Below are 26,697 nucleotides of genomic sequence, written 5' to 3'. Positions count from 1 at the left end.
ATTCTTCATGCTTCCTGTTATTTATTGCTGATGCGCCAACGGGGCTCATTTAAAAGGAATATCGCTATGCCTATTGTTACGTCGCTACTCGCTTTCGCTTCTTATTTCTTTATCGGGTTTGCCATGGTGCTGGCCTTTCTGTTTATCTACACCCGTGTCACGCCACATGATGAGTGGGCGTTGATTAAAGAAAACAACGCTACGGCGGCTATTGGGTTTGGTGGGGCGTTAATTGGCTATGTTATCCCGCTTTCCAGTGCGGCGATTAATTCGGTGAGCCTGGTGGATTACATCACCTGGGGCGCAGTCGCGCTGGTGGTGCAATTGGTTATTTATTTCGCGGTGCGCCTGTATATGCCACGCATCAGTCAGCATATCCAGAATAATGATGTCGCCACTGGTGCCTTTCTCTGTGCCGCCTCGCTCAGCGGCGGGATTCTGAATGCGGCGTGTATGTCGTATTAATTTGCCGTTGCATGACAATACCGGGAATCCGCCCGGTATTGTTTGGCGGATATCCTTGCCCAGCACCTTTGTTTACCGCGTTTTGACAACCTGTCCCACAGATTCAGCGATATAGCACGGCGCGCGCAAGCCACATGCCGGGGAGCGCGGCAGCTTCGGATTTCATTACGATCACATAATAATGCGCACCAGAGGCATCGGCTTTTTGTTGAAGGGCGCGATCCACATCATCTGCGTTTCCGCGCATGCTCACCGAAATCGTCCCCATTTTTTCCAGCTTGCTGGCCTGCGCGTAGCGAATTTCAAGCGCTTTCTCCGCAGGCGGCGGTGGCGCGACAGGCTTACCTTGTATGATCTGGCAGCCGGACAGCATCAGTATTAAGGGTAAGAAAAGTATCCGCACGATGTTCATCGTTTCAGCCTGACAGGAGTGGATAGCGGAAGTGTAGCGCTATCGCCGGGCCGATGGCATTCTCTTTAACAAGAGAAAACTAACAGCGGGCAGTCGGTGCTGCCCGTGAGTTGAGGTTAGCGCGAGGTGACCAGCGTAAAATCTTCGCCTTTGAAGACTTTTACCGGATTGCCGCGTTCGATCTGATGGTGGAACAGACGCCGCTGTGGCCTTAGTTCAGCGTGCTGCTGCTGTTGTAACGCTTCAAGACGATAGGCGATGAGATAACAGGCCAGACGCTTGTTGGCGTGCTGGCTGCGTTCACTCTGTACCTTCACCGTGATACCGCTGGCGACATGGGTAGCGCGGACGGCAGACTCGGTTTTATTCACATGCTGCCCACCGGGACCCGAGGATTTGGTGGCTTCAAAGCGAATCTCGTGATCGGCAAACGCCTGTTCCTGATGAAAGCGGGCGACGCCGATAAACCAGTTTTTGCGTCCGCCACCCTTGCGCCAGGGGCTATTGCACGTCCACTGAAGTGTACCGCACCAGTTGGCGGCGAGCGGTTCCGCCTGTTCACCGTTTAGCAGAACCAGTGCGGAACGTAGTGTGCCCGCGCGTTTCCCCGCTTCGGTTTCGATAATTTCACAGTTGACGCCTTGCCGTGCGGCATCTCGCGTCAGAGCGTGAAGCGCTTTTGTCGTTGCCAGCATGCATTCGTCCGGCCCCTGTGCGGCGGAGAGTTGAAGCAATATCATTTATCCTCCCCACGCGTTTTGTAGGTGAGTACCGGCTTCAGGCGAGCAATCAGCGTGATTAATCCCGCCTGCTGCATCGCACCGATCACGCTGTCTATCGGTTTGTAGGCTTCTGGTGCTTCCTGAAAAATCAGCTGTCTGTCCTGACAAATCACGCGGCTGCCGAAGCGGGTACGCGCGAGTTGCTGGACGCTGTAACGTGAAGACAGTCGATCTTTACACTCCGTGCGCATCCACTTCCTGCCCGCGCCATGTGCCAGCGAATACAGGCTGTCGGCGTGAGGAATGGGCTGCACGATGTAGCTGTAGTCGCCGCGCGAACCGGGAATGATGACCGGTCCACAGTCGGCAGGTGTCGCGCCTTTGCGGTGCAGCCAGCCAGAAATGCCCTCAATCGTTGCTGATGTCACCAGATTGTGGTTCACGTCCAGTGCGGCATCGCCTTCCGTATGCCAACGTTCCAGCATTCGCTGCGCGATCAGCCGCCGATTGTGGGTGGCAAACGTCAGCGCGAACTGGTGCTGTTCCAGATAGGCCTCTGCGGCAGGCGTATTGGCTTCAAGCCCCTGATGGCCGAATTCCCGCACGTGAGCTTCCAGTATGGTTTGCCCTAATCCGCGCGAGCCGCTGTGGACGAGCAACAGCAGCTGTTTAGGATCAATGTGCAAAGCGTGTAGTGCATCGGGTTGATAGATTTCATCAAGCTGCTGTAGTTCCGCAAAATGATTACCGCCGCCGATGGTGCCCAGCGAATAGCGAAAATCCGCCAGCGAAGGGGGAATTTCGATATCGTCTTCCAGTGGTCCATCGATATTACCAAGCCGTTTCTCCAGCTTATCCAGAGAGATTTTGTTGGCGTTCAGGCTCGTGCGCCATAGCGCCATGCCGCAGCCGATGTCGTTTCCGACCAGCGCCGGATAGAACCGCTGTTGTGAAAAAAAGGCGGCGCCGATAGGGTAACCCCGACCCGGATGCAAATCTGGCATGCCGGCCACGCGAACCATATCGGGAAGTTGTGATGTAATGTGAAGCTGTTGGATTGCTTTATCTTCAATCCAGGTGTTTTCCGTCGCGATCACACTGACGCGCGCCGAAATAGAGCGAATAGCATTGCCCATAGATCATCCTGCTGATCAATTTAAAAATAGGGTAAGGCAGGCTACAGCTGGGGGGATAACGCAAAGCGGAAAAGAATGCGGAATTAGTCCCGAGATGTCCTGCAAAGAATCAGAGTTGGTGTTGTCATGATGTCGTCTCCTTTGTCAGTGTGGGGGGATGGGTGAAAAAACGTCGGCATAATACGCAAGTGGTGGCCATCGTGCAATACCTGCAACACGATGGCCGCTGTGTGAATGTTAAATACGGAAGACGCTGACCAGCTCGCTGAGGTGGTGGCCTTTCTGGCGCAGGCTCTGCGCGGTGTCTTCCGAATTGTTGACCAGAATGGCGTTTTCCTGTGTTGCCTGACCAATCTGTACAATCGCGATGTTCACCTGGCTGATACCAGCGGACTGCTCGCGTGAGGCGATATCGATATCGTTCACGATGGTGCTGACTTGCAAGATGCGGTTACGCAAGTCGTCCATTACCGCCTGCGTTTTTTCTGAGAAATGATAACCCGCTTCGATTTTCTCCAGTGATTCATCAATCAGGGTTTCAATCTCTTTCACCGCGGTGGAGCTGCGCTGTGCCAGCGCCCGTACTTCAGCAGCAACCACGGCGAAACCTCTGCCGTGTTCACCTGCGCGAGCGGCTTCTACTGCGGCATTCAGTGCCAGAATATTGGTCTGGAAAGCGATAGATTCGATCACGGTCGTGATATCAGCAATCCGCTGCGATGAGTTCTTGATGTCGCTCATCGTAGAAACGGAGTCGGTGACGGTCTGGCTACCGTTTCGTGCTGCTGCGGCGCTCTGCTCTGCCAGATCTTTGGCGGCGGAGACGTTATCGGCGTTCTGCTTCACGCTGGCGGAGAGTTGCTCCATGCTGGCAGATGTCTCTTCGACGCTGCTGGCCTGACGGGCAATTTGTTCGCTGATGTTTTCGCTATCGGCAGCTAGCGCATCGGTACCAGCACTGATTTCTTCGGACGAATTTCTCACCTGCGACACGATGGTCGTTAGCCCTTGTCCGATACCGTTAATGGCATCGATCAGGCGGCCAACTTCATCGTAACGGTTGCTTGAAAGCGTCGCGGTCAGGTTACCGGCAGAAAACTGTTCCGCCACTTTGACGATTTCAACCAGCGGCTGGCTCAGCCATTTGCGTGTCAGCATGACAAAGAATGCGGCGAACAGCAGAACCAGAATAATGCCGCCGCTCAAAAACAAGTTACGGGTGTGATTAATTTCTGCCATCAGGCTTTCTTTGCTCACCGTGCCTGCAACAATCCAGTTCCACTGCGGAATACTGCGGTACACCATGATTCGGGTTTTCTCTTCGCCCGTCATCGTGTTGTTGTCGTATTCGATCGTACCATTACCGGTTGCCAGCACTTTCTCTAACGCACCTTCTGACCAGTCAGGGCGTTGGTTGGCGTTACTTTGATGGTAAAGATAGTTGCCCGCATCTTTTCCTTTTTTCGTGCTAAGTACAAAGAAATGGCCGGTTTCACCCATTTTCTTGTTCAGAATCGTTTGCTGCATATCGGTAAATTGCTTCGTGATGTCGACACCGACGAACAGAATACCGATCACCTTGTTTTCACTATCGCGTATCGGTTCATACTGAGTGATGTACTGTTTGCCGAACAGCGTGGCTAGCCCACTGTAGGTGTCGCCTTTCATCACGGGCGCATAGGCCGGACTTTCACGATCGAGTTTGGTGCCCATCGCGCGCGATCCATCTTCTTTTTTCAGCGACGTGGTGACGCGCGTAAAATCCTCTCCATCGCGAACAAAAATCGTTGAAATCGCGTGAGTACGGCTCAGAAAGTCGTCCGGCACTTCAGTATTGAGGTTCAATACCGTGTCGCCAGCCTTAAGCGTTGGGTGAGCGGTGTTGCCAAAAGGTGTGCGGTTAACGGTATCCAGTGAAAACCGCGTCGGCAGAAAGCTCGCCAGCAGCCGCGTATAATTGCTAACCTCGGCTTGTAGGCTGGTATCGTACATGTTGATCATGTCGGTGACGCCATTCACCTGGCTCTGCATGTCGTTAAGGGTCAGGGCTTTGAGCTGATTGCCTGCTGATCGGGTGAGGGATAGGGTGAATGCAATGAAAAGTATCGCCACGCTCAGTGAAGCGATGACGGATAGCTTGATACCCAGGCCCCAGTGTTTAAAAGAAAGTCCCAACATATGTGTGTCTCTTATAATAAAAAGGTTATTTTTTAGTCTTGCTTCACATGCGTTAACGGCAGTAAGTGAAAAAAAATTAATCACGGAGTGTAAACATTCGTTTCAGTTATTGATCTGGATCAATGTGATTTTTTTATTTACATAAATACGCCAATTAAACCAGCATGGAATCAGTGACGACACGGAGATAAGAAAATGGCTGTGAGTGGGTTATCGTAGAAGGTCATCCCCTTTCTGCTAAATACGATTTCGCTACATAAAAATAGGCTGACAGAACAGAAAACGAGGGAAATATGGTCGAAATGTCACTGGATAAACTCGGTAGCGGTATTGAAACGATTCACGCGGCACCAGCGGGAAGGAGAGAGCAGCCCCTCCCGACGATTTTTTTCTTTCATGGTTACACTTCATCAAAAGAGGTGTACTCGTATTTTGGCTATGCGTTGGCTCAGGCTGGATTTCGGGTGATTTTGGCCGATGCGGCCATGCACGGTGCGCGCTATGACGGGGATGACGCACGTCGGTTGCGCCATTTCTGGGATATTCTGCAATCGAATATTGAAGAACTCCCCGGCTATGTGGCGGAATATCGGCAGCGTGGCCTGATTGATGGTGAGAGAATTGGCGTTTGCGGTGCGTCGCTCGGTGGAATGAGTGCGCTTGGTTGTATGGCGCGTTATCCCTGGATTACCGCCGTGGCGGCGTTTATGGGATCGGGCTATTTCTCGACGCTATCGTCCGCGCTGTTTCCTCCGGTTCCGGCCGATAGTGAAGAAAATCAAGCGGTGTTGCAGACGTTAGCGAGCAAACTGGCTGATTATGATGTCACTACGCGTCTGGACGCTTTGTCCGAACGTCCGCTGCTGGTGTGGCACGGTGAAGCGGATGATGTCGTGCCGGCGGCAGAAAGCGCCCGCCTCTATCAGGCATTACAGGTGCGCGATAAGCTGGCTAATCTGACGTATTTGACCGAGCCGGGCGTGGGGCATCGTATTACGCCAACGGCGCTGCAAGCGGGGGCTGATTTCTTCCAGCGGACGCTGTAATCCCGTCCCGAATGCTTAAATATCGCCACGCAGAAAACTCCCGTGTTTCTTCCTTGTGTTCTTTAATGTCGGGCACTATACTTACGCGTCATTTTTTCAGCCGCACACATACACGTTCCTTGCCTCCACGGGCCGCGGTTGACCCAGACAGGAGGCTGAATAATCCGTAAGGAGCAATTCGATGCGTCATTACGAAATCGTATTTATGGTTCATCCTGACCAGAGCGAACAGGTTCCGGGCATGATCGAGCGCTACACTGCTACCATCACTGGTGCGCAGGGCACGATCCACCGTCTGGAAGACTGGGGCCGCCGTCAGCTGGCTTACCCGATCAACAAACTGCACAAAGCTCACTACGTTCTGCTGAACGTTGAAGCACCGCAGGAAGCGATCGATGAGCTGGAAACAAACTTCCGCTTTAACGATGCCGTTATCCGCAGCATGGTTATGCGCGTTAAGCACGCGGTAACTGAAGCATCTCCAATGGTGAAAGCGAAAGACGAACGCCGTGAGCGTCGTGAAGATTTCGCTGAAGCTGGCGATGATGTGGATGCAGGGGATTCTGAAGAGTAATTGTTGTGGTGACGGTGAATCGTCTGGTGTTGTCCGGCACAGTGTGCAAGACGCCCATTCGTAAAGTCAGCCCGTCAGGCATTCCTCACTGTCAGTTTGTGCTTGAGCACCGCTCGACACAGGAGGAAGCCGGATTGAGTCGGCAAGCATGGTGTCGTATGCCCGTGATTGTCAGCGGACTCTCGTCACAAGCAGTTACCCACAGTATAACGGTCGGCACGCAACTTACCGTGCACGGATTTATTAGCTGCCATCAAGGGCGCAATGGTCTGAGTAAGATAGTGTTACATGCCGAGCAGATTGAATTGATAGATTCTGGAGACTAGCCACATGGCACGTTATTTCCGTCGTCGCAAATTCTGCCGTTTCACCGCGGAAGGCGTTGTAGAGATTGATTACAAAGATATCGCTACGCTGAAAAACTATATCACTGAAAGCGGCAAGATTGTTCCGAGCCGTATCACCGGTACTCGTGCAAAATACCAGCGTCAGCTGGCCCGCGCTATCAAGCGTGCGCGTTACTTGTCTTTGTTGCCGTACACTGACCGTCATCAGTAATCGGCCACTGTCCATTAACGAGACTTTGAGAGGATAAAGTAATGCAAGTTATTCTGCTTGATAAAGTAGCAAACCTGGGCAGCCTGGGTGATCAGGTAAACGTTAAAGCGGGCTATGCTCGTAACTTCCTGGTTCCACAGGGCAAAGCTGTCCCGGCAACCAAGAAAAACGTTGAGTTCTTCGAAGCACGCCGTGCTGAACTGGAAGCCAAACTGGCTGACGTTCTGGCTGCTGCTGAAGCTCGCGCTGCTAAGATCAAAGAACTGGGTAGCGTTACCATCGCGTCTAAAGCAGGCGACGAAGGTAAACTGTTCGGTTCCATCGGTACTCGCGATATCGCTGATGCGGTAACGGCTGCCGGTGTTGACATTGCTAAGAGCGAAGTTCGCCTGCCGAACGGCGTTCTGCGTACTCTGGGTGAGCACGAAGTAAGCTTCCAGGTACACAGCGATGTCTTTGCTGAACTGAATGTTGTTGTTGTTGCTGAAGCGTAATTCACGTTTATCGTTGAATTAACTCTTTAGTTAACATGTGAAACGCTGGCCTTGTGCCAGCGTTTTGCATTTTAGGGATCGGGAAATGGCCTATCATTACCTATACCTAAAAAGCAGGCCGGAGGCCGCATGTCTGACTTGATTCATCTCACCCGTGTTTATGACGCGCACGCCCCTTTCTCTCCCCATACTTTTCTGATTGACCGCCTGTGGCCGCGTGGCATCAGCAAAGCGCGTCTGGAGGGCGTTGAGTGGTTTAAAGACATCGCGCCGAGCAGCGAGTTGCGGAAATGGTTTCACGCCGAACCTGAACGCTGGGCGGAATTTGTGGATTATTATCGTAATGAGTTAGCGCAGGGCTCGGCGTGCGGCAGGCTGTTGGCGTTACTTGAAGAGAAGCAGGCAATCACGCTGCTTTATGGCAGCAAAGACGCGCAGCACAACCATGCTATTGTCCTGCGCGATTTTCTATTGGAACGGCTGGCTCGCTAGCGAGTGCGAGTAAAAGCCCCGTCCGCACCGCGGGTGAACCGAATCGTCTGGTTCGCCGTGGTTTCGATCTCCAGCTCGGCAACCATACCTTGTGCATTCAGCTGTAATTTAACTGCCTGACCTGCGCGTAAATTGCTGAGTGGCTTATCACGGCCTTCCACCTGAGCCATTGCGAACACATCGCTGACGGGCAGATTGTTATCCCGAAAGAGCTGGGCCAGCGTTTGCCCCGAGGCAATTTCATACTGTCGCCACGGTGCTGATGACGTAGCCGGAGGCTCGGTAGCCGCAGGCTGCTGCTGGGGTATGGAAGGCTGGTTTTCAATAATCACGGCCTGCATCGCAGCCTGATTATCTGCCTGAGTAAGAGGCACGGGCGTGGTACGGGCTGGCTGCGGGTGTTGGGCGCTGTAAGGCCAGAGCAGCACGACGAGCAGCAGTGCGATAGCGATTAAAATCCCGCGGCGATGGAAGAACGGCAACGGTTCCATCCAGTGATAACCGTCGGGCAGATGCCAGACTTTCTGTAGCATGGCACCAAGACGCTCGCGCAGGGAAGGAGAGGGCAGCTGTTCCTGCTCTTCGCGTTCCCCGTCGTTCTCTACGGCTACAGCATGTGAGGGCTGCCGCTGGATGATTCGCTGGCAGAAGCGTACTAGCGTTTGATAATCCCAGGTGGTTTTCCGCTTCCTGGGCGCAATTCTGCCCATGGTGACCTCTCTTACTACAGTTCAGTATAAAAACAATCAGTATAAAAATGATGTCATTAACAACGCTATGCCAGTTACTAAGCTATACCTGTAGCCAAACTGCGTCGGCATAAAAACGGTATCAGGATAATAACGCAATCCAGTATACCGATAATCCGTATGGGCTGACCAGTTAACGCGTTGATGATTAAGGCAACCCGTGCGATAGAAACTTCAGAACTACCAGTATAGGCCAGCTTCCCGGAATGGCTTGGCTGGCGTGCGGTTAACGTGATTACCTGCACACAGGATTTTACCCCAATCCCCGTCGCTGTTATGCTGCGCTTTCAGTTTTTTACAGATTAAAAGGAACATCCATGACAACTCCTTCTTTTGATAGCGTCGAAGCGCAGGCAAGTTACGGCATCGGCTTACAGGTTGGTCAACAGTTACAGGAATCAGGTCTTGAAGGCCTGATCCCAGAAGCTCTGCTTGCTGGTTTACGTGACGCGCTGGAAGGTAATGCGCCTGCGGTGCCTGTGGATGTGGTTCATCGTGCGCTGCGTGAAATTCACGAGCGTGCTGATGCGGTACGTCGCGATCGCCAACAGGTGCTGGCGGTAGAGGGTCAGCAGTTCCTGGCCGAAAACGCGCAGAAAGAAGGCGTGAACAGCACGGAATCGGGTCTGCAATTCCGCGTGTTGACGCAGGGTGAAGGTTCAATCCCGGCTCGTCAGGATCGCGTACGTGTGCATTACACCGGTCGTCTGATTGACGGCAGCGTGTTCGACAGCTCCGTCCAGCGTGGTCAACCTGCTGAATTCCCAGTAAGCGGCGTGATTCCAGGCTGGATTGAAGCGTTGACGCTGATGCCAGTTGGTTCCAAGTGGGAACTCTATATTCCGCACAATCTGGCGTATGGCGAACGTGGCGCGGGCGCTTCCATTCCGCCGTTCAGCGCGCTGATTTTTGAAGTGGAACTGCTGGAAATTCTGTAATCTCCAGCCAAAAGAAAGGCGCTCAATGAGCGCCTTTCTTGTTTCTACTGACTTTCTTTTTTTATTGAAACGACATTACTCGCCGCGCAGCGCGCGTGGGAACAGCAAATTGTTTTCCAGATGGATGTGTTCCATCAGGTCGGTAATGAATTCGTTGATACCGGAGTACAGCGCACGCCAGGTGTTGCAGGCACCTTCCGGTGGTACGACACCGTTGGTCAGTTCTTTGACCACTTCCACATCACGTCCAGCGTCATCGTGCTCATGCTCCATCACTGAAATCGGTGCGGCAGCATTCGCGCCCATTCCCTGACTGATCATTGGGAAGAGGATGCGTTCTTCTTTCATCATATGCTGAGACAGCTCGTTATAGATGGCGGTCAGTTGGTTTGCGAGACCGTGTGGGCAATCGGCTTTATCGTGATGCACGCGCTCGACTTTTTCTGCCATCAGAATCAGTTCTGGCAGCTGTTCGCGGTGGCGATCGTGAAAGCGAGGGATGATGTAAGCGATAATGTCGGCCAGCGGTGCTTCACGCCAGTCGCGTGCGTCAGAAGGCTGCGCGGCCAGTTTTTCTAGCTGTGCTTCCAGCTCGTCGATATTGAGATCTTTTTTGCCCGCCGCGCGGCTGAGCGTTTGCTTTCCGCCGCAGCAGAAGTCCAGATTGAGTTCACGAAAGAGTTTGGTCGCGCGCGGAATAGCGATAGCCAACTCACCCAGGGATTGATCGCGGTATGCCATGATGATGCCTCTCAACGAATGCAGTTTATAAATTGCATTTTAAATGCATCTTTAATCGTTGAATATACCGCTTACGAGGTAGGCGGTAAAAAGTATGCCGTTCTACTGCACGGTATTACGGGTCTCAAGCGACTGCGTGATGGTGTGTAAGAGCGCGGGAATATCCATTCTCGGCAATACCACCTCAATGAGCGAGAAGCGAGACGTGGCGTTCACCTGCTCAAGCACCTGCGCGAGTGCAACGGGTGAGCAGACCTGTTCACAGAGTATCTCATTTTCATCTGCGCCCAGCGCGGCGGGAAGCTGCGTCCAGTTCCAGGCCGCGATATCGTTGTAGCGCTGTTCAGGGCCGTGAATGGCGCGTTCGACTGTATAGCCTTCGTTATTCAGTACCACAATGACTATGTTCAAGCGATCCCGAATGATAGAGCCAAGCTCCTGTACGGTGAGCTGCAGCGATCCGTCGCCGATCAACAGCACCACGCGCCGTTCCGGCTCAGCTATTTGTGCGCCGAATGCGGCTGGCAAAGAATAGCCTATCGATCCCCACAGCGGCTGGACGATGAAGTGGCAGTGGCTCGGCAACCGGAGCGCCGCGGCGCCAAAGCAGGAGGTGCCCTGGTCGGTCACGAGAATATCGCCGGAACGAAGGAAACGCTGCATCTGTTGCCACAACTCCCGCTGATTGAGCGTGTCTGTGTGCTCTGATGGCGGTAAGGCTGGCGGCGTAATGGTGCGGTGATCCCAGCGGGGCGCGAGTATCGCAGTGATTTTTTCCAGCGCGGCGATAGCATCTGACATTGGAATAGCGGGGAAAACCTGACTGCCAACACGCGCCAGCGTGGGCTGGATATCGATGTTTTTTTCGCTGGGAATCTGGTGGCTGAAGCCAGTGGTAATCGTATCGGTGTAGCGTACGCCAATGCTGATGATGACATCCGCGTCTTCGATGTGTGCCCGGATCGTTTCGTGACTGCCGCCACCCGCGTAGGTGCCGGTAAAGCTGCGATGCTGTTCGTTTAGCGTGCCTTTCCCCATCAGTAAGGTGGCGTGGGGGAGCGGCGTTTTATCGAGCCAGCGTTGGATCTGCTCTGCAACGCCAACGCGCTGAGCCAGAAAGTCAGCCAGCAATGAGACCGATTTTGCCTCGCTCAGCATCTCGGTGGCGGCGGTAACAAAGGCTTGCAGTGACTCATCAGAGCGTAATGGTTCAGGGATAACGAGCGAATACGGCCGTGTTCCAGCCGGTGCGGCAGCCACGTCCAAAGGCAGAAACAGGTATACCGGCTTGTGTTGAGCAAGCGCTTCTCCAATGACCCTGTCGATCTCTGTGGTGGCGTTCTCGACGGTGAGGCTGGCTTGGGCAACGGTGACTTCTGCCGCCATACGGGAAAAGTGGCTAAAGTCGCCGTCGCCTAATGTGTGATGGAGTAGTTCACCGTTGTGTTGTGACGCGAGACTAGGCGCAGCGGCAATGTGAATGACGGGCAGGCATTCCGCATAGCTGCCTGCAATACCGTTAATCGCACTGAGCTCGCCGACACCGAACGTGGTAAGCAGGGCCGCCGCCGGACGGCATCGCGCATAGCCATCGGCGGCGTAAGCGGCGTTTAACTCGTTCGCGCAGCCCACCCAGGCGATCTCCGGGTGCCTGATAACATGATCGAGAAAATGCAGGTTGTAATCGCCCGGCACGCCGAAGAGATGCTGAATACCAATTTGTGTCAGACGATCCAGTAAATAATCGCCCACCGTATAGTTTTCGCTCATCGCTGCTTCCTCTATGAATGATGGATATTCTGAAAGTAAGTATTGGCGCTAAGGTGAATATTTCTAATATTTATTCCCTATGGTTAATCTTTAATTCGGCATTTATTGGTACCTGAGTGGATTTTTAGTATTAAATTTATTAATGAATTAATAGGGCGCTGATGAGTAGCGTGCATGGGCATTAGCGAAACGTTAAGAATGGTAAAATTAGGAAAATAAGTATTTATCTGATAGTGGCGTAGGGAAATTCCCCGTATATCTCTGTCAGGCCGCAGTCGCGGTGAGCAAGGAGTTACCCTATGTTTAAGCCACTCGTCATCAGTGCCCTGTTTGTAGGAATGTTTGCGGTCATGCCAGCGCCAGAGGCTAAGGGGGCCAGCATCGATCTGATGCCCGGTGTCACGTTGAATATCGGCGAGCGTGACAGACAAGGTAATTACTGGGATGGCTATGACTGGCGCAGCGAGCGCTGGTGGCAGGAGCACCGGGGTTACCACCGTGGTGAACGTAATCAGCACGGTTACTATTGGGATGGCTGGCGCTGGCGCGATGCCCGCTGGTGGCGTGAGAGTCAGCGTGACAGGCGCGATTATGATAAGCGCCGTTTTGATCCCCCTCGCTACGTTGACGATCGCGGGCCGCGTCGCGGTGATTGGGACAGACGCGGGCATGAGCGGGGGAAGGGGCACTATCGCAATGGGCGGGGATCGTTTCGCGACTAGCAGATAAAAAAAGCGCCGCGAAAGGGCGGCGCTTGTGCATTGGATAATGATACTTAGACGGTGTTGCTGAACTAGTTAGCCAGTTTTGCGGCGATGTCAGCAATGCGCTGACCGTACAGCTTACCGGTCGCCAGATCGCCCGCGACCACTTCATCTACGCTGGCGTCAGACGGCGTCTGTGCCAGCAGACCGACAGAACCACCGAGGTTATTCAAATCATCGCGTTTTGCCGCTTTGGCATTGGAAGGCAGTTGATTCAGGCTGACCCAAATTCCGCCGTGCTGTGAAGCCAGCGTTTGCAGATAAATCAGTGTGACCTGCTTGTCGCCGTTCAGGCTGGCGCTGTTAGTAAAGCCGCCAAACACTTTGTTGCTCCAGCTGCGGGAGAACCAGGCTTTAGAGCTGGCATCCGCAAATTTCTTGAACTGCCAGGTCGGGCCACCCATGTAGGTCGGTGTACCGAAAATAATGGCGTCAGCAGCGGCGAGTTGCTCCCACTCGGCATCGCTGATATTTCCTTCCGCATCGATGGCAATCAGCTCGGCGTTAGCGCCTTCGGCAACGGCAGTAGCCAAACGCTGGGTGTGGCCGTAGCCTGAATGATAAATAACGACTGCTTTTGACATAACTTATCCTCATTTCTCTGTGTTTATCAACGATACGCCGTGGCTTTGTCATCTAGCCTGCGAGTGATACGTGCTTTCTAATAGATACTAACTTTATAATGTGAGGACTATATCGGAGCCTCGTGGTTCTGTTAAGACAGCACTTTTAAGTGAGTTGGTATCTTCAAGGTAACCAGATGGAAACGCGATAATGAGCAAACGCTATGATGTTTATGCGAAAAACTGCCCGACCCGCATGATTTTGGATCGCGTGGGGGATAAATGGACGTTGCTGATTCTGAATATTCTGGTTGAACGACCGATGCGCTTTAATCAGTTAAAACGCGATGTGGAAGGGATTTCACAAAAGGTCCTGTCGCAAACGCTGAAGAATCTGGTACGTGACGGTTTTGTCGAACGAACGGTTTTTCCAACCATTCCGGTGACAGTGGAATACGCCTCAACCGTAATGGGAAAAACGCTGGCAAAGCCGATTGCCGAGCTTACCTATTGGGCGGAACAGAATATGGATAACGTACTGTTATCCCAAAAGAAGTTTGATGCGTCAGCAAATAACGCGGTTGAGCCGCTGTAAAACTTCCGTTCAGGCTCCCACCGAAGCAGGAGCCTGTGGATGACATCGCTGTCAGTCTTTATTTAGCGTGTTGCAGGTCAAGGCGATAAACCGCAAAGCCCGTTTCGTCATTGCCGACGGACGTCATCGGGTACTGTGCTTTCTCTTTGATAAACGCCGTGGCTTTTTCAGACGGTGACGTCTCAAAACGGATATCCAGCGGCGTCTCGCTGACGATAGGTGCCAGACGCCAGTTGTTATCCGCCTGCGGCTTCACTTCTCCCGACTTTTGCGTTTCCGCGCTGATGTAGGCCGCCAGAACGGAGCGGTTTTCATCCGGCGAGGCGAAGGCCACATACTTCTCACCCGTACCGGCAAATTTCTCACCGTAGGCGCGATAGTTATTGGTGGCGATCAGGAAGGTCGCTTTGGGATCGATCGGTTTGCCATTAAACGTCAGCCCTTTGATACGATGCGATTTATCGTTAATTAACGCGCACTCGCTGTCATAGCGGGCAGGCTGCGTCACATCAATCTGATAATTGACGCCATCGATCACGTCGAAGTTATAGGTACGGAAGCCGTCCCAATTGAGCAGGGATTGCGGTTCACGCTTGCTTGGATCGATCTGTTTGAACTGACCCGCAGAGCATTCCAGCCACTCCTGTACCTGCTGCCCGTTAACTTTCACCACCACCAGCGTATTCGGGTAGAGATACAGATCGGCTGCGTTACGGAAGGTGAGCTGGCCTTTTTCCACTTCGACATAGCTGGCAGGATCGTTTTTACGTCCACCGGCTTTAAACGGCGCGGCGGCGGAAAGCACGGGCAGATCGGCCAGATCGGGATCGCCCTGAATAAAGTGCTCCACATAGGCGCGCTGAGCATTGTTGACGATCTGCACCGTAGGATCGTCCTGAATCAGCGACAGGTAGCTATACATGTTGTCTGCGGATTTACCAATCGGCTTGCTGACAAATTCGCGCGTATTCTGGTGCGCATCGGACAGCACTTTCACCAGCTTGTCGTCTTCTGCCGCCAGTGATTTCTTCTGCGTTTTGTCATAGATCGGTCTGGCTTCCGCTTTCGCCTGTTCTACCTTCCATGTGCCGCTGTCGTTATTCAGCGTGAAATCGACGACGCCGAGGTGGTCACCCCATTGCCCCGGCATCACAGCAGGCACGCCGTTGAGTGTTCCCTGTTTGATGTCAGCGCCCTTGATGTTCGCAAAGTCATTGCTGGGGAAAACCGCATGAGCATGGCCGAACATGATCGCGTCGACACCGGGAATTTGGCTGAGGTAGTAAACAGAGTTTTCCGCCATCGCTTTATACGGCTCGGCAGAAAGGCCGGAGTGAGGGATCACAATCACCAGATCGGCACCTTGCTTACGCATCTCTGGCACCCACTTTTTGGCACTCTCCGTGATGTCTTCTACGGTGACTTTTCCTGTCAGATTGGCTTTATCCCACACCATGACCTGCGGCGGGACGAAGCCAATATAGCCGATACGCAATGTATGCTTTTTGCCGTCGCGATCCGTAACCGACTTGTTTTCAATGTGGAAAGGTGTAAACAGCGGTTTACCCGTTTTGGCATCTAGCACGTTGGCGTTCACATAAGGGAATTTCGCGCCGGACAGCGCCTTGTGCAGGTAGTCCAGGCCATAGTTGAATTCGTGGTTACCGATATTGCCGACGGAATAGTCCAGCGTGTTCATCGCCTGATAAACCGGGTGCACGTCGCCCGCTTTCAGCCCCTTCGCGGCCATGTAATCGCCTAACGGGCTGCCCTGGATCAAATCGCCATTATCCACCAGCACGCTGTTGGTGGCCTGCTCGCGCGCGGCGTGAATCAGGCTGGCGGTGCGCACCAGACCAAATTTGTCGGTTGGCGTATCCTTGTAGTAATCGAAGTCCATCATATTGCTGTGCAGATCGGTGGTTTCCAATACCCGTAGATCAACAGTAGCGGCATGAACGGTCGTGGCGACCAGCGTAGCAAGCAGGCTGAGTGCCAGTGAATGCTTCATTGCGTAACTCCTTGTGAGGTAATTGTCGACGCGTGAGGCGATCGGGGGTGTCTTTCATATCATGATGAAGTTAAAGTGATTATCGTCTCTAAATGCTGAGGATGACATCAATAATGGCAATAATCGTAGATTGCCTCACAGATGTATAATGAATGATAGAGATGAAGTCTGCGTTACGTGTAACCGATAACGACGAGGTCGATCATGTTAGAAACTGTTTGCCAACTGGCTCGCGATGCTGGTGCTGCGATTATGCAGGTTTACGAAGGGCAACATCCTGTCGATGTTGCGCACAAGAAAGATGATTCACCGGTGACGGCTGCCGACCTTGCGGCGCATCGCGTTATTAAGGACGGGCTGACTGCGGCGTATCCTGACATTCCTTTGCTGTCAGAGGAAGATCCGCCAGAGTGGGAAATCCGTCGGCACTGGCAGCGCTATTGGCTGGTCGATCCGCTGGACGGCACCAAAGAGTTCCTTAGCCGCAATGGCGAGTTTACGGTGAATATTGCGCTGATCGAGAACGGTCAGGCCGTGCTGGGCGTGGTGTATGTGCCGGTCACGGGCGTGATGTATTCTGCGGCGGAAGGCAAAGCCTGGAAAGAAGAGAACGGCCAGCGTCGGCAAATTACGGTGAAGCAGGCGCATCCGCCGCTGGTGGTGGTTAGCCGCTCCCATGCTGATAGTGAACTGAAAGATTATCTTAGCCAATTGGGTGAGCACCAGACGGTGGCGATTGGGTCATCGCTAAAATTTTGTCTGGTGGCGGAAGGTGAAGCGCAGCTTTACCCGCGCTTCGGGCCGACCAACATTTGGGATACGGCGGCGGGCCATGCGGTGGCGGTGGCTGCCGGGGCGCAGATTCATGATTGGCAAGGGCGTCCGCTGTCCTACACGCCGCGTGAATCTTTCCTCAACCCCGGTTTTCGCGTCTCTTTATTTTAATCAGCTAGAGGCGGGGCGTTATTTCTCTTCCAGCAACTGGCGCAGCAGGGACATCACCTGCTGCACTTCTTGTCCGCTCAATGCGCCATCCTTCACGAAACGGACTTTCCCCTGTTTATCCAACACCGCGATAGCTGAGCTTTGTGGTTGTAGCTGCCAGGTCTTCCGCACGTTGCCGTTACTGTCGACAATGAATTGCGACCACGGGAAAGCTTTCTTGTTGTCCTCAAGACTACTGCGCACAAACATACTAGTGCCGATGATGGCATCGTCGGTATTCACGATTGTCGTCGTTTGGTAATAATCATGCGGTAGGTTAGCGGCCTTCAGTGCGGAGATGAGTGGATCGTTCATCTCTTTGGCAGAGGTGCGGCCAGCGATATGTTGTATCACACGTACTTTTCCGGGCAATTGCGCACTGTTCCAGTTTTTATAACTAAACTGATTATTAAGGTACTGAAGTTCTCCTCTGTCTGCGACGCCGACGGGGGGAACCAATTGGTTGAGTACCAGCGTATGGGCTAAGGCTGGGAGCCCCAGCAGAGGCGTGATAGAGAGCGCGAGGAGCAGGTGGCGTATTTTTATCATGGTATGTCCTTCAGTGTGGGTGGCCCGATGCGATGGCAATGAGGGGAAATATCAGGCTATGGAATAAGCGTAGATTCAGGGAACTGGTCTGTCCTGCTCCACGATGAAACGGTTTGTGTCCGAGTGCACAAAACCCTTATTTTTGAAGGTTTATACTGATGAATAGGGGTTTCCTTAAACACTACTCTGTAAAAATCTGTAAAAGCAGTTAAGAATACTGAATAGTGGGGAACTAAATGCCGTTTTACAGTACTAATTAGCAGTATCCGTTATCTCATTAGCGCTCCAGAACCTCAGCCATGTTGGTGAAAGGGAGAGCGTAAAAAAATAAAACGGGAGAGTAAAACGATGAGGATCTTCGAACGTTACAATCCTTTGAAAGTCGCCAAGTATGTGAAAACCCTGTTTCGTGGGCGGCTGTACATAAAAGGGGTTGGTGCTTTTGAGTTCGACTACGGCAAAATTCTACTGCCAAAGAAACAGGATAAGCAGCATCTTCTGGTGATGTCCGAAGTGAATCGCCAGGTCATCCGGCTTCAGGCCGAGATGGGATAAGTGATAAAGAAACGGCCCGTAGCGGGCCGTTCTGGTTTGTGATGAAGCCCGATTGGTTGGGCATGTCTTCTGGCGGTTAATCGTCGCTATCAATCTTCACGCTGGATGAGACAATCGGGCGGTCTTCCAGACGTGTCACCAACAGCTGATCGATCTTGTAGCTGTCGATATCTACCACTTCAAACTTATAGCCTGAGAAGCGCACCGCATCGGTACGTTTCGGGATTTTCCGCAGCGTATACATCATGAAGCCGCCAATGGTTTCGTAGTTGCCGGAATGCGGGAAATCATCAATATTCAGCGCACGCATCACGTCTTCTATTGGCGTACCACCTTCAACCAGCCAGGAATTCTCATCGCGCGCGACAATCTGTTCTTCCATTCCCTGACCGACGAGATCGCCCATCAGCGTGGTCATCACGTCATTAAGCGTGATGATGCCGACGATCAGCGCATATTCGTTCAGGATGACCGCAAAGTCTTCGCCCGCGGTTTTAAAGCTTTCTAACGCTTCGGACAGCGTCAGCGTATCCGGTACGATCAGCGCCGGACGAATCTGCACGCCGCTACTCAGCGTCAGACTCTGGTTTCCCAGTACCCGAATCAGCAGGTCTTTGGAATCCACGTAGCCGACGATCTGATCGATCGTGCCATCGCAAACCAGAAACTTGGAATGCGGCTGCTGGGCGATCTTTTCCTTAATGCTGTCTTCCTGCTCGCGCAGATCGAAATAGACCACGCTTTCGCGTGAGGTCATTGACGACGGTACGGTACGGGATTCCAGCTCAAACACGTTCTCGATCAGCTCATGTTCCTGCTTACGCAGTACGCCAGCCAGCGCACCGGCTTCCACCACGGCATAAATATCATCGGACGTGATGTCATCTTTACGCACCATCGGCAGCTTGAGCAGGCGGAAAATGACATTAGCCAGGCCGTTAAAGATCCAAACCAGCGGACGGAAGAGGAACAGGCAGAAGCGCATGGGGTTGATTATGCGGACCGCGACGGTTTCCGGCGCAATCATACCAATGCGTTTCGGGGTGAGATCGCCAAACAGGATAAACAGACTGGTGACGAGTACGAATGAGCAGATGAAGCTGATTTTATCTGCGGCTTCGGGTGACATGAAGCGTTCAAACAGTATGGAAAACGTCGGGGAAAATGCCGCATCGCCGATGATACCGGCCAGAATCGCGACGGCGTTGACGCCAATTTGAATTACGGTAAAGAAGATGCCCGGTGTTTCCTGAAACTTGAGCACCAGATCGGCGTTGAGGTTTCCCTCATCGGCCATCAGTTTGAGTTTAATTTTACGGGACGCCGCCAGAGAGATCTCGGAAATCGAGAAAAACGCACTGATGGCAATAAGAAAAAGAATCAGTAATAGACTGTTTAACATCATTTTTAAAGTTTTCGCATGCACTGAGATTGACGCAGCGATCCTCAGAAAGGTGAGTAAATTAATAGCAATAATTGGAGGTATATAACCGGGCAACACGCTGCCCGGTTCGGGCGCATTATAGCAGGAGCGGTGAAATTACCGCCAGCGGTCAACGCTGAGGCGGAAGACAGACGCCGATACCGCCTAATCCACAGTAGCCGTTCGGGTTCTTGTATAGGTATTGCTGGTGCTCGTCTTCCGCATAATAGAACGGACCCGCAGGCTCGATTTCTGTGCTGATGGCGCGGCCGTCACCGTTTTTCCTCATCGCCTGCTGAAAGCGTTGAAGGCTTTCCTGTGCGGCCTGTTCCTGCTCGGGTGTGAGCGTATAGATCGCGGAACGGTATTGACTGCCGATATCGCCGCCCTGACGCATGCCCTGCGCGGGGTCGTGATTTTCCCAGAACAGCTGTAGCAGTTGCTCGTAGTCGATCACCGCAGGATCGAAAACGACACGTACCGCTTCGGCATGATCGGTTTGCCCGCTGCACACTTCACGGTAGGTCGGGTTGGGCGTGTAACCGCCAATGTAACCCGCTGCCGTGCTGTAGATCCCCGGCTGTTGCCAGAACAAACGCTCCGCGCCCCAGAAGCAGCCCATCGCGAAAATCGCCACGGACATTGAGTCTGGCACATGCGTCATGGAATGTTCATGCACGACATGCAGCCTGGCGACGGGCATAGGGGTGGAACGCCCCGGTAAAGCATCGGATTGCGTAATCCGCTGCGTTTTATCAATTGAATTCATCACGTTGTTAACTCCAGCTAGACTGGGTAAATAACCCGCTTTCATGGAAAGCATAACCAAGAAGCTTTGGGCTGTCTTTATATCTTCACGGTGTTTAATGTTAAGGTAATGTTTATCCGTAATGCCGCATATTGATGTTTGCAGGTGAAAATCTATTCTTAAGATGGAAAATTAGTATTTATCACTAATATCATGCAAAGTTGATAGAAGATTTTGGCGCTGCGTGGCGGATTGTCAGGCAAGCGTACAGCGACGTCCGTCAATGCGGCGGGCGAAGTAATAAAAGCCATGCTATAGGTTGTAGGCGACAGACCGATTTATCAGGGAGCTCAGTGGCTATTTTCATCTCAACGAAAAGTTTCATTGGAAAAAAAAGCGTTACCGGGCAAAAAGGCATAGCAGGACAAAAAAATAGCTTTGCTGGCTGCGGTGCGCCACGATACCGGGTTCTTGGCCTGATGTGTGCGTTGCTGATGCTGGCCCCAGAGAGCCAGGCAGCGAATGTGCGTCTGCAAGTCATGGGGCTGGAAGGGCAGTTACAAAAGAATGTACGGGCACGCTTATCGACCATTGCGGTCGATGAGGTGAATGCCGATGGGCGTTTCCGCTCACGCGTCGATGAAGCGATCCGTCAGGGATTGCGCGCGCTCGGCTACTACGATCCACAGATTGGTTTCGAATTCCGGCCTGCCGTTAATGGCGGACGACCCGTATTGATTGCCACCGTGACTCCCGGTGAACCGGTAAAAATTGCCGGGGTGAACATCACCCTGCGCGGCGGTGCGCATGACGATAAAGACTACCAACAACTGGTTAAAGACGATCGCCCCGAAATCGGTTCGGTGTTGAACCACGGTGATTTCGATAGCTTTAAAAGCGGGCTGAACGGTTTGTCATTACGCAAAGGCTATTTCGATGCCCGCTTCCAGCAAAGCCAGCTTGGCGTGATGCGGGAAGAGAGAGAGGCGTTTTGGGATATCGACTTTGACAGCGGTGAACGCTATCGTTTTGGTGCCGTACATTTTCAGGGCGCGCAAATCCGCGATGACTATCTGCAAAATCTGGTGCCGTTTCATGAAGGTGATGCTTACACCAGTGAAGACCTCGGTGAGTTAAACCGCCGTCTTTCTGCTACGGGGTGGTTTAATTCTGTCGTGGTCTCACCTGATTTCGAGCGCTCGAGAAGCTCCAAGGTACTGCCGCTGGATGCCGTGGTGACGCCACGAACCCGTAACCGTATTGAGACCGGTGTCGGTTATGCCACGGATGTTGGCCCACGCTTTAAAACGACCTGGAATAAGCCTTGGGTGAATTCACGCGGGCACAGTCTGGAAAGCAGCCTGAGCGTGTCCGCGCCAGAGCAATCACTCGATTTTAGCTACAAAATCCCCTTGCTGAAGAACCCGCTTGAGCAGTATTACCTGCTGCAAGGCGGTTTCAAACGCGAAGATCTCAACGATACCAAATCCGATGGCACCACGCTGAACGTGGCGCGCTACTGGGATCTCTCCAGCGGCTGGCAACGGGCGATTAACCTGCGCTGGAGCCTCGATCACTTTACGCAGGCAAGCGTGACGGATACCACGATGCTGATCTATCCGGGCGTCAGCATTAACCGAACTCGCCAACGCGGCGGGCTGATGCCGGTATGGGGCGATACGCAACGTTATTCTATCGACATTTCCGACACCGCCTGGGGATCGGATATCGACTTTGCCGTGATTCAGGCGCAAAACGTCTGGATTCGTACGCTGGCGGATAAACACCGCTTTGTCGCGCGCGGTAATCTGGGCTGGATTGAAACCAATAATTTCTCCCGCGTCCCGCCTTCACTGCGTTTCTTCGCCGGTGGCGATCGCAGCATCCGTGGGTATAAGTACAAATCTATTTCGCCGCGCGACAGCGATGGCAAACTGACCGGTGCGTCCAAGCTGGCGACCGGCTCGCTCGAATACCAATACAACGTGACGGGAAAATGGTGGGGCGCAGTTTTTGTTGATTCAGGTGAAGCAGTGAATGACATCAAACGCAGTAATTTCAAGACTGGCACGGGCGTCGGCGTACGCTGGGCCTCGCCGATTGGTCCGGTAAAACTCGATGTTGCTATGCCGATCGGCGATGCAGAGAAGAAGAACGATGTTCAGTTCTATATCGCGCTGGGGCCTGAATTATGATGGATGAGAAAAACGAAAAAAAAGCCCAGGATCTGGCTACAGAAGAAAACGCCGCGCAGGATAACGCGCCGGTGACGCCAGTACGAAAAGGGCGCTGGTGGAAAAGGGTCGGCATTGGGTTTGTCGCCTTCTTACTGCTGCTCGTTGTTGGGCTGGGATTACTGGTAGGAACCACGCCGGGCTTGCATCTGTTGCTGAATACCGCAGCACGCATGGTGCCGGGGCTGGAGATTGCCAGCGTAAGCGGCGGCTGGCGTGATTTGACGCTAAAAAATGTTAGCTACCAAATGCCGGGCGTGACGGTAAAGAGCGAGGAGTTTCATCTGTCGCTTGCGCTAGCGTGTCTGCGCAAAAGTCAGCTGTGTATCAATGACCTCTCGGCAAACCGCATTGATGTGGTTGTGGATACCAAAGCCTTGCCTGTGGCGGCAGAGCCACCGCCGCCTTCAACGCCAGTCACGGAAATCTCTGCACCGTTCCCGATTTCACTGCGTCAGTTAACGCTCAGCAACGTTCAGGTTACCGTGGATGACACAGCGGTTTCTCTCAGTGAATTCCGCACCGGCATGCAGTGGGAAGGGCGCGCGTTGACGCTGCTGCCGACCAAAATCAGCGCCCTGCTGGTGGCCTTACCGAAAACCCCTGTCGACGTGCTGGAAGACGGCAAAGTGACGGCGGCGGAAATGGCCGCGGTTATTAAAGAAACGGCGGCGAACGTGCGCGATGCGGCGGAGCAAGGCACCTCGCAAACGCTTCACATCGATAACGCGCTGGCGGCAAATAATAGGGTCGCGGCTGCCACCACCACGACACCGATACCGACGGCATCGACATCCAAAACGGATAGCACCTCTGACAAGCCTGCCGTGCCTGAACAACCGCTAGGTGAACGCCTGAGCGAATTGTTCTCCAAACCGCTATTACCTGATTTACCCCAGTTCACGCTGCCGTTGGATCTGAATATTGTCGAAATTCACGGTGAACAGCTACGGCTGACGGGCGATCAGGACATCTTGATTAATAACCTGTTCGTACAGGCTTCGACCCAGCAACAGCATTTGCGTCTGGACAAACTGATCGTCCAATCGCCGCAGGGCGGACTGAATGTGCGCGGTGAAGCGACGCTAAGTGATAGCTGGCCGGTCTCGCTGACGGCGAACGGCGTGCTGAACGTCGATCCGCTCAAAGGCGAGAAGCTGAAACTGACGGTTGAAGGTGGCCTGCGCGAACAGCTGAATGTGGCGCTGAACCTCTCGGGGCCGCAGCGTGCCCAGTTAGATATGCAAACTAAATTGGCAGAAGCCGGGCTGCCGCTGGCGTTGACGCTGCAAACCGAACGCGTGCGCTGGCCGCTGACGGGCGCAACGCAGTATCAGGCCAGTAACGTCAGGCTGCGTTTTAACGGTAAAGCGACCGATTATGCGCTGTCGCTGCGCGGCGATCTGAGCGGGGCGGATATTCCTCCCGCGACGCTGCTGTTGGATGGTAAAGGCAACGAACAGCAGTTTACGCTGAACCGCCTGCGGTTGGCGGCGCTGCAGGGGAATGCCGATCTGGCTGCGCTTATCGACTGGAGCAAAGCGATCAGCTGGCGCAGCGAGCTGCTGCTGAACGGGATTAATACCGCGAAACAGTGGCCTGAATGGCCCGCGAAAATAGACGGCAAGATAACGACACGCGGCAGCGTCTATGGCGGTAGCTGGCAGTTGCAGGTGCCGGAACTGCGTCTGGACGGCAACGTGAAAGCGAATAAGCTCACGGCCAGAGGCGAACTGCGCGGTAACGCGGCGGGCCAGTGGACAATCCCAGCGCTGAATCTGGCGTTAGGCCGCAACCAACTGAACGTCAAAGGCGACCTGAGCGACAAGTGGCAGTTGGATGCCGACATCAATGCGCCGTCCTTGGACGGCATGTTGCCCGGTCTAGCGGGGCGTGCCATCGGCACACTCAAACTCCGTGGCAATCTGCGTGAACCACAGATGCTGGCAGATATCACAGCGTCCGGCCTGCGCTGGCAGGCGATGACGATTAGCAGTGTGAGGGTGGAAGGTGATGTGCGCTCTGAACAGCAGATTCAGGGCAAGCTGGCCGTGCGTCTTGAAGCGCTAAAGCAGGACGGCCTGAATATTGCGCTGTTGACGCTGGATGCCAGCGGCAATGAAAAGCAGCACCAGCTTCGCCTGAATATGCAGGGTGAACCGGTCGCAGGGCAATTGGCACTTTCGGGCAGTTTTGATCGTCAGGAACAGCGCTGGCGCGGCACGCTGAACAATACCCGCTTCGACACGCCGGTAGGCGAATGGCGTCTGACGCAGGATATGGCGCTGGATTACCTGAATGCGCAGCAGAAGATCACTATCGGCACGCACTGCTGGCGGAATCCGAATGCAGAGCTCTGCGTACCAAAAGCGATTGAGGCCGGACCGAGCGGACAGGCGAGCATTCGCTTGAACCGCTTCGATCTCGCGATGTTAAAGCCGTTCCTGACGGCGGATACGGTGCTGGCCGGGACGTTCACCGGCGGTGCCGATATCAGCTGGCAGGCGGGGCAAGGTTTACCGCAGGCGAAAGTGTCGCTGGTGGGTAACGGCGTCAGCGTTCGCCAGCAGATGCAGGGCAACACGCTGCCGATTGATTTCGATACCTTTACGTTGAATGCCGGGCTCGATCGCGGTCGGGCGCAGCTCGGCTGGCTGATGGCGATTCGCGAGAACGGACGCTTCAGCGGTGATATTCAGGTGACCGATCCACAGGGCCGACGCAACCTCGGCGGCAGCGTCACAATCAACAATATTTCGCTGGCGCTGCTCAACCCTGCGTTGAGTAAAGGAGAAAAAGCCGCGGGGATCCTGAATGCGAACCTGCGTCTGGCCGGGGATGCGGCGCGTCCTCAGATCTTTGGCCAGATGGTGCTGGAGCGGTTGGACATTGACGGCAACTGGATGCCGGTCGATCTGACCAACGGGCGGCTGGCGGTGAATTTCAGTGGGATGTCGTCAACGCTGCAAGGCTTCCTGAAAACGGATAACGGGCAGTTGAACCTTGGCGGGAATGCGGACTGGTCGCAGCCTGATGCCTGGCGTGCGCGCATTGCGGCGAAAGGCCAGAAGCTGCGGGTGACGATTCCGCCGATGGCGCGACTGGATGTCTCACCGGATATTGTCTTCGAGGCCACGCCGCAGTTGTTCGCGTTAAACGGGTCGGTCAGTATTCCGTGGGCGCGCATTGTGGTTAAAGACATGCCGGAAAGTGCGGTGGCGGTGTCATCGGATGAAGTCATGCTGGATGCCCAGCGCCAGCCGCTGAAGAAAGCCAGCGCCGCGATTCCGATTAACAGTAACCTGACGATCCGCGTTGGGAATGATGTGCGGCTGGATGCGTTCGGGCTGGCGGCTCGCCTACAGGGTGACCTGAAAATGGTTCAGGACGAGCGCGGATTAGGGCTGAACGGCCAGATCGACATTCCGTCCGGTCGCTTTAAAGCCTACGGGCAGGATCTGATCGTCCGCAAAGGGCTGATTCTGTTCTCCGGCCCGCCAGACCAGCCGATCCTGAATATCGAAGCCATTCGCAACCCAGACAACACGGCGGATGACGTTACCGCTGGCGTACGTGTTACCGGCATGGCCGCGACACCGAAGCTGGAAGTCTTCTCCGATCCAGCGATGTCACAGCAGGAAGCGCTCTCTTATCTGCTGCGTGGACAGGGTTTGGACAGCGGTGGAGCAGATAGCTCGGCAATGACCTCAATGTTAGTCGGTTTAGGGGTTGCACAAAGTGGTCAAGTTGTGGGTAAAATCGGCGAGGCCTTTGGCGTAAGTAATTTAGCTCTGGATACACAGGGTGTTGGCGATAATTCTCAGGTTGTCGTCAGCGGCTACGTCCTTCCGGGTCTGCAAGTGAAATATGGTGTTGGCATATTTGATTCTTTGGCAACGTTAACGTTACGTTATCGCCTGATGCCAAAACTATACTTGGAAGCGGTGTCTGGAATTAGCCAGGCATTAGATGTGCTCTATCAGTTTGAGTTCTAGC

27 protein-coding genes are annotated in these 26,697 nt (G+C 53.7%); 14 read left to right on the top strand and 13 right to left on the bottom strand.

What is annotated here, in order from left to right:
• The first annotated feature begins 66 nt into the window (after positions 1-66).
• Positions 67-465 (top strand): DUF350 domain-containing protein, encoded by a 399-nt coding sequence (locus H4F65_RS18295; RefSeq protein ID WP_010279072.1) that lies wholly within the window; start codon positions 67-69, stop codon positions 463-465.
• A gap of 103 nt (positions 466-568) precedes the next feature.
• On the opposite strand, the gene bsmA is transcribed toward H4F65_RS18295, so the two are convergent.
• The 4 genes from bsmA to H4F65_RS18275 form a co-directional block, all read right to left on the bottom strand.
• On the bottom strand, positions 569-877 hold the full coding sequence (bsmA, locus tag H4F65_RS18290) for a biofilm peroxide resistance protein BsmA (RefSeq protein ID WP_010279066.1): 309 nt from the start codon (positions 875-877) through the stop codon (positions 569-571).
• A 116-nt stretch (positions 878-993) separates the two neighbouring features.
• Positions 994-1,617, bottom strand: a complete 624-nt coding sequence (gene prfH, locus H4F65_RS18285) for a peptide chain release factor H (RefSeq protein WP_010279061.1) — start codon at positions 1,615-1,617, stop codon at positions 994-996.
• A complete protein-coding gene (locus H4F65_RS18280; RefSeq protein WP_010279059.1) occupies positions 1,614-2,735 on the bottom strand; it encodes an RNA ligase RtcB family protein in 1,122 nt (373 codons plus the stop codon). Before H4F65_RS18280 ends, prfH begins: the two co-directional genes overlap by 4 nt.
• Before the next feature lie 237 nt (positions 2,736-2,972).
• Positions 2,973-4,913: a methyl-accepting chemotaxis protein gene (locus H4F65_RS18275; RefSeq protein WP_010279056.1), complete on the bottom strand. Its 1,941-nt coding sequence runs from the start codon at positions 4,911-4,913 to the stop codon at positions 2,973-2,975.
• Between the two features lie 293 nt (positions 4,914-5,206).
• Between H4F65_RS18275 and yjfP the strand changes: the two genes are divergently transcribed.
• The 6 genes from yjfP to H4F65_RS18245 all read left to right on the top strand — a co-directional run bounded on the left by yjfP (position 5,207) and on the right by H4F65_RS18245 (position 8,077).
• On the top strand, positions 5,207-5,959 hold the full coding sequence (yjfP, locus tag H4F65_RS18270) for an esterase (RefSeq protein WP_010279053.1): 753 nt from the start codon (positions 5,207-5,209) through the stop codon (positions 5,957-5,959).
• Positions 5,960-6,140: 181 nt separating this feature from the next.
• On the top strand, positions 6,141-6,533 hold the full coding sequence (gene rpsF / locus H4F65_RS18265) for a 30S ribosomal protein S6 (protein WP_005974793.1): 393 nt from the start codon (positions 6,141-6,143) through the stop codon (positions 6,531-6,533).
• Positions 6,534-6,538: 5 nt separating this feature from the next.
• Positions 6,539-6,859 (top strand): primosomal replication protein N, encoded by a 321-nt coding sequence (priB, locus tag H4F65_RS18260; protein WP_015841576.1) that lies wholly within the window; start codon positions 6,539-6,541, stop codon positions 6,857-6,859.
• Between the two features lie 4 nt (positions 6,860-6,863).
• Positions 6,864-7,091 carry a 30S ribosomal protein S18 gene (rpsR, locus tag H4F65_RS18255; protein ID WP_005974788.1) on the top strand — a complete coding sequence of 76 codons (228 nt, stop codon included), beginning with the start codon at positions 6,864-6,866 and terminating at the stop codon, positions 7,089-7,091.
• 41 nt (positions 7,092-7,132) lie between these two features.
• Entirely contained in the window at positions 7,133-7,585 is a 453-nt protein-coding gene (rplI, locus tag H4F65_RS18250) for a 50S ribosomal protein L9 (RefSeq protein WP_010279043.1), read from the top strand.
• Between the two features lie 129 nt (positions 7,586-7,714).
• The gene (locus tag H4F65_RS18245; protein WP_010279041.1) at positions 7,715-8,077 is read left to right on the top strand and encodes a DUF488 domain-containing protein; all 363 of its coding nucleotides are present in this window, start codon (positions 7,715-7,717) and stop codon (positions 8,075-8,077) included.
• Here H4F65_RS18245 and H4F65_RS18240 read toward each other — a convergent pair.
• Entirely contained in the window at positions 8,074-8,787 is a 714-nt protein-coding gene (locus H4F65_RS18240; protein WP_010279039.1) for a LysM-like peptidoglycan-binding domain-containing protein, read from the bottom strand. The genes H4F65_RS18245 and H4F65_RS18240 overlap by 4 nt on opposite strands.
• Positions 8,788-9,006: 219 nt before the next feature.
• Positions 9,007-9,141, bottom strand: a complete 135-nt coding sequence (locus H4F65_RS22020) for a hypothetical protein (protein WP_010279037.1) — start codon at positions 9,139-9,141, stop codon at positions 9,007-9,009.
• 2 nt (positions 9,142-9,143) lie between these two features.
• On the opposite strand from H4F65_RS22020, the gene bamJ reads away from it, so the two are divergent.
• The gene (gene bamJ, locus H4F65_RS18235) at positions 9,144-9,764 is read left to right on the top strand and encodes a BamJ family beta-barrel-assembly machinery protein (protein ID WP_010279036.1); all 621 of its coding nucleotides are present in this window, start codon (positions 9,144-9,146) and stop codon (positions 9,762-9,764) included.
• Between the two features lie 75 nt (positions 9,765-9,839).
• Here bamJ and ytfE read toward each other — a convergent pair whose 3' ends face one another.
• Entirely contained in the window at positions 9,840-10,505 is a 666-nt protein-coding gene (gene ytfE, locus H4F65_RS18230) for an iron-sulfur cluster repair protein YtfE (RefSeq protein WP_010279034.1), read from the bottom strand.
• Positions 10,506-10,607: 102 nt separating this feature from the next.
• Positions 10,608-12,275 (bottom strand): indolepyruvate decarboxylase, encoded by a 1,668-nt coding sequence (gene ipdC / locus H4F65_RS18225; RefSeq protein WP_010279032.1) that lies wholly within the window; start codon positions 12,273-12,275, stop codon positions 10,608-10,610.
• A gap of 299 nt (positions 12,276-12,574) precedes the next feature.
• Between ipdC and H4F65_RS18220 the strand changes: the two genes are divergently transcribed.
• The gene (locus H4F65_RS18220; RefSeq protein WP_010279030.1) at positions 12,575-12,997 is read left to right on the top strand and encodes a DUF2502 domain-containing protein; all 423 of its coding nucleotides are present in this window, start codon (positions 12,575-12,577) and stop codon (positions 12,995-12,997) included.
• A 71-nt stretch (positions 12,998-13,068) separates the two neighbouring features.
• Here the strand turns inward: H4F65_RS18220 and H4F65_RS18215 are convergent, their stop codons facing one another.
• Positions 13,069-13,623: a flavodoxin family protein gene (locus tag H4F65_RS18215; RefSeq protein ID WP_010279026.1), complete on the bottom strand. Its 555-nt coding sequence runs from the start codon at positions 13,621-13,623 to the stop codon at positions 13,069-13,071.
• Positions 13,624-13,813: 190 nt separating this feature from the next.
• Here H4F65_RS18215 and H4F65_RS18210 point away from each other — a divergent pair, with 190 nt between their 5' ends.
• Positions 13,814-14,197 carry a winged helix-turn-helix transcriptional regulator gene (locus H4F65_RS18210; protein ID WP_010279023.1) on the top strand — a complete coding sequence of 128 codons (384 nt, stop codon included), beginning with the start codon at positions 13,814-13,816 and terminating at the stop codon, positions 14,195-14,197.
• Between the two features lie 58 nt (positions 14,198-14,255).
• Here the strand turns inward: H4F65_RS18210 and H4F65_RS18205 are convergent, their stop codons facing one another.
• Positions 14,256-16,208 carry a bifunctional 2',3'-cyclic-nucleotide 2'-phosphodiesterase/3'-nucleotidase gene (locus H4F65_RS18205; RefSeq protein WP_010279017.1) on the bottom strand — a complete coding sequence of 651 codons (1,953 nt, stop codon included), beginning with the start codon at positions 16,206-16,208 and terminating at the stop codon, positions 14,256-14,258.
• Positions 16,209-16,412: 204 nt separating this feature from the next.
• On the opposite strand from H4F65_RS18205, the gene cysQ reads away from it, so the two are divergent.
• Complete coding sequence (cysQ, locus tag H4F65_RS18200; RefSeq protein WP_010279013.1) at positions 16,413-17,153, top strand: 3'(2'),5'-bisphosphate nucleotidase CysQ; 741 nt, start codon at positions 16,413-16,415, stop codon at positions 17,151-17,153.
• Positions 17,154-17,171: 18 nt separating this feature from the next.
• Here the strand turns inward: cysQ and H4F65_RS18195 are convergent, their stop codons facing one another.
• Positions 17,172-17,741 carry a YtfJ family protein gene (locus H4F65_RS18195; protein ID WP_010279011.1) on the bottom strand — a complete coding sequence of 190 codons (570 nt, stop codon included), beginning with the start codon at positions 17,739-17,741 and terminating at the stop codon, positions 17,172-17,174.
• Between the two features lie 348 nt (positions 17,742-18,089).
• Here H4F65_RS18195 and H4F65_RS18190 point away from each other — a divergent pair, with 348 nt between their 5' ends.
• Positions 18,090-18,296 carry a DUF1107 domain-containing protein gene (locus H4F65_RS18190; RefSeq protein WP_005974755.1) on the top strand — a complete coding sequence of 69 codons (207 nt, stop codon included), beginning with the start codon at positions 18,090-18,092 and terminating at the stop codon, positions 18,294-18,296.
• Positions 18,297-18,372: 76 nt separating this feature from the next.
• On the opposite strand, the gene paeA is transcribed toward H4F65_RS18190, so the two are convergent.
• Positions 18,373-19,698: a polyamine export protein PaeA gene (paeA, locus tag H4F65_RS18185; protein WP_039317075.1), complete on the bottom strand. Its 1,326-nt coding sequence runs from the start codon at positions 19,696-19,698 to the stop codon at positions 18,373-18,375.
• Positions 19,699-19,849: 151 nt separating this feature from the next.
• The gene (msrA, locus tag H4F65_RS18180; protein WP_010278989.1) at positions 19,850-20,488 is read right to left on the bottom strand and encodes a peptide-methionine (S)-S-oxide reductase MsrA; all 639 of its coding nucleotides are present in this window, start codon (positions 20,486-20,488) and stop codon (positions 19,850-19,852) included.
• A gap of 458 nt (positions 20,489-20,946) precedes the next feature.
• Here msrA and tamA point away from each other — a divergent pair, with 458 nt between their 5' ends.
• Positions 20,947-22,662, top strand: a complete 1,716-nt coding sequence (tamA, locus tag H4F65_RS18175) for an autotransporter assembly complex protein TamA (RefSeq protein WP_039319129.1) — start codon at positions 20,947-20,949, stop codon at positions 22,660-22,662.
• Positions 22,659-26,696 (top strand): autotransporter assembly complex protein TamB, encoded by a 4,038-nt coding sequence (gene tamB / locus H4F65_RS18170; RefSeq protein WP_010278984.1) that lies wholly within the window; start codon positions 22,659-22,661, stop codon positions 26,694-26,696. The genes tamA and tamB overlap by 4 nt, the downstream gene beginning before the upstream one ends.
• Position 26,697 lies beyond the last annotated feature (1 nt).

It is taken from the genome of Pectobacterium brasiliense, from assembly GCF_016950255.1.
In the GTDB taxonomy this organism is placed as follows: Bacteria; Pseudomonadota; Gammaproteobacteria; order Enterobacterales; family Enterobacteriaceae; genus Pectobacterium; species Pectobacterium brasiliense.
This window is presented reverse-complemented; position numbering and strand designations above follow the sequence as displayed.

What these genes read in the sequence shown, in the direction of transcription:
- H4F65_RS22020 (WP_010279037.1), bottom strand. Translation starts at nt 9,141, where the DNA reads ATGTTCCTTTTAATCTGTAAAAAACTGAAAGCGCAGCATAACAGCGAC.
- msrA (WP_010278989.1), bottom strand. Translation starts at nt 20,488, where the DNA reads ATGAATTCAATTGATAAAACGCAGCGGATTACGCAATCCGATGCTTTA.
- H4F65_RS18220 (WP_010279030.1), top strand. Translation starts at nt 12,575, where the DNA reads ATGTTTAAGCCACTCGTCATCAGTGCCCTGTTTGTAGGAATGTTTGCG.
- H4F65_RS18275 (WP_010279056.1), bottom strand. Translation starts at nt 4,913, where the DNA reads ATGTTGGGACTTTCTTTTAAACACTGGGGCCTGGGTATCAAGCTATCC.
- H4F65_RS18280 (WP_010279059.1), bottom strand. Translation starts at nt 2,735, where the DNA reads ATGGGCAATGCTATTCGCTCTATTTCGGCGCGCGTCAGTGTGATCGCG.
- rpsR (WP_005974788.1), top strand. Translation starts at nt 6,864, where the DNA reads ATGGCACGTTATTTCCGTCGTCGCAAATTCTGCCGTTTCACCGCGGAA.
- rpsF (WP_005974793.1), top strand. Translation starts at nt 6,141, where the DNA reads ATGCGTCATTACGAAATCGTATTTATGGTTCATCCTGACCAGAGCGAA.
- H4F65_RS18240 (WP_010279039.1), bottom strand. Translation starts at nt 8,787, where the DNA reads ATGGGCAGAATTGCGCCCAGGAAGCGGAAAACCACCTGGGATTATCAA.
- H4F65_RS18190 (WP_005974755.1), top strand. Translation starts at nt 18,090, where the DNA reads ATGAGGATCTTCGAACGTTACAATCCTTTGAAAGTCGCCAAGTATGTG.
- H4F65_RS18205 (WP_010279017.1), bottom strand. Translation starts at nt 16,208, where the DNA reads ATGAAGCATTCACTGGCACTCAGCCTGCTTGCTACGCTGGTCGCCACG.
- bsmA (WP_010279066.1), bottom strand. Translation starts at nt 877, where the DNA reads ATGAACATCGTGCGGATACTTTTCTTACCCTTAATACTGATGCTGTCC.
- paeA (WP_039317075.1), bottom strand. Translation starts at nt 19,698, where the DNA reads ATGTTAAACAGTCTATTACTGATTCTTTTTCTTATTGCCATCAGTGCG.
- H4F65_RS18195 (WP_010279011.1), bottom strand. Translation starts at nt 17,741, where the DNA reads ATGATAAAAATACGCCACCTGCTCCTCGCGCTCTCTATCACGCCTCTG.
- prfH (WP_010279061.1), bottom strand. Translation starts at nt 1,617, where the DNA reads ATGATATTGCTTCAACTCTCCGCCGCACAGGGGCCGGACGAATGCATG.
- bamJ (WP_010279036.1), top strand. Translation starts at nt 9,144, where the DNA reads ATGACAACTCCTTCTTTTGATAGCGTCGAAGCGCAGGCAAGTTACGGC.
- yjfP (WP_010279053.1), top strand. Translation starts at nt 5,207, where the DNA reads ATGGTCGAAATGTCACTGGATAAACTCGGTAGCGGTATTGAAACGATT.
- tamB (WP_010278984.1), top strand. Translation starts at nt 22,659, where the DNA reads ATGATGGATGAGAAAAACGAAAAAAAAGCCCAGGATCTGGCTACAGAA.
- ytfE (WP_010279034.1), bottom strand. Translation starts at nt 10,505, where the DNA reads ATGGCATACCGCGATCAATCCCTGGGTGAGTTGGCTATCGCTATTCCG.
- H4F65_RS18210 (WP_010279023.1), top strand. Translation starts at nt 13,814, where the DNA reads ATGAGCAAACGCTATGATGTTTATGCGAAAAACTGCCCGACCCGCATG.
- H4F65_RS18295 (WP_010279072.1), top strand. Translation starts at nt 67, where the DNA reads ATGCCTATTGTTACGTCGCTACTCGCTTTCGCTTCTTATTTCTTTATC.
- H4F65_RS18215 (WP_010279026.1), bottom strand. Translation starts at nt 13,623, where the DNA reads ATGTCAAAAGCAGTCGTTATTTATCATTCAGGCTACGGCCACACCCAG.
- rplI (WP_010279043.1), top strand. Translation starts at nt 7,133, where the DNA reads ATGCAAGTTATTCTGCTTGATAAAGTAGCAAACCTGGGCAGCCTGGGT.
- tamA (WP_039319129.1), top strand. Translation starts at nt 20,947, where the DNA reads ATGTGTGCGTTGCTGATGCTGGCCCCAGAGAGCCAGGCAGCGAATGTG.
- cysQ (WP_010279013.1), top strand. Translation starts at nt 16,413, where the DNA reads ATGTTAGAAACTGTTTGCCAACTGGCTCGCGATGCTGGTGCTGCGATT.
- ipdC (WP_010279032.1), bottom strand. Translation starts at nt 12,275, where the DNA reads ATGAGCGAAAACTATACGGTGGGCGATTATTTACTGGATCGTCTGACA.
- H4F65_RS18245 (WP_010279041.1), top strand. Translation starts at nt 7,715, where the DNA reads ATGTCTGACTTGATTCATCTCACCCGTGTTTATGACGCGCACGCCCCT.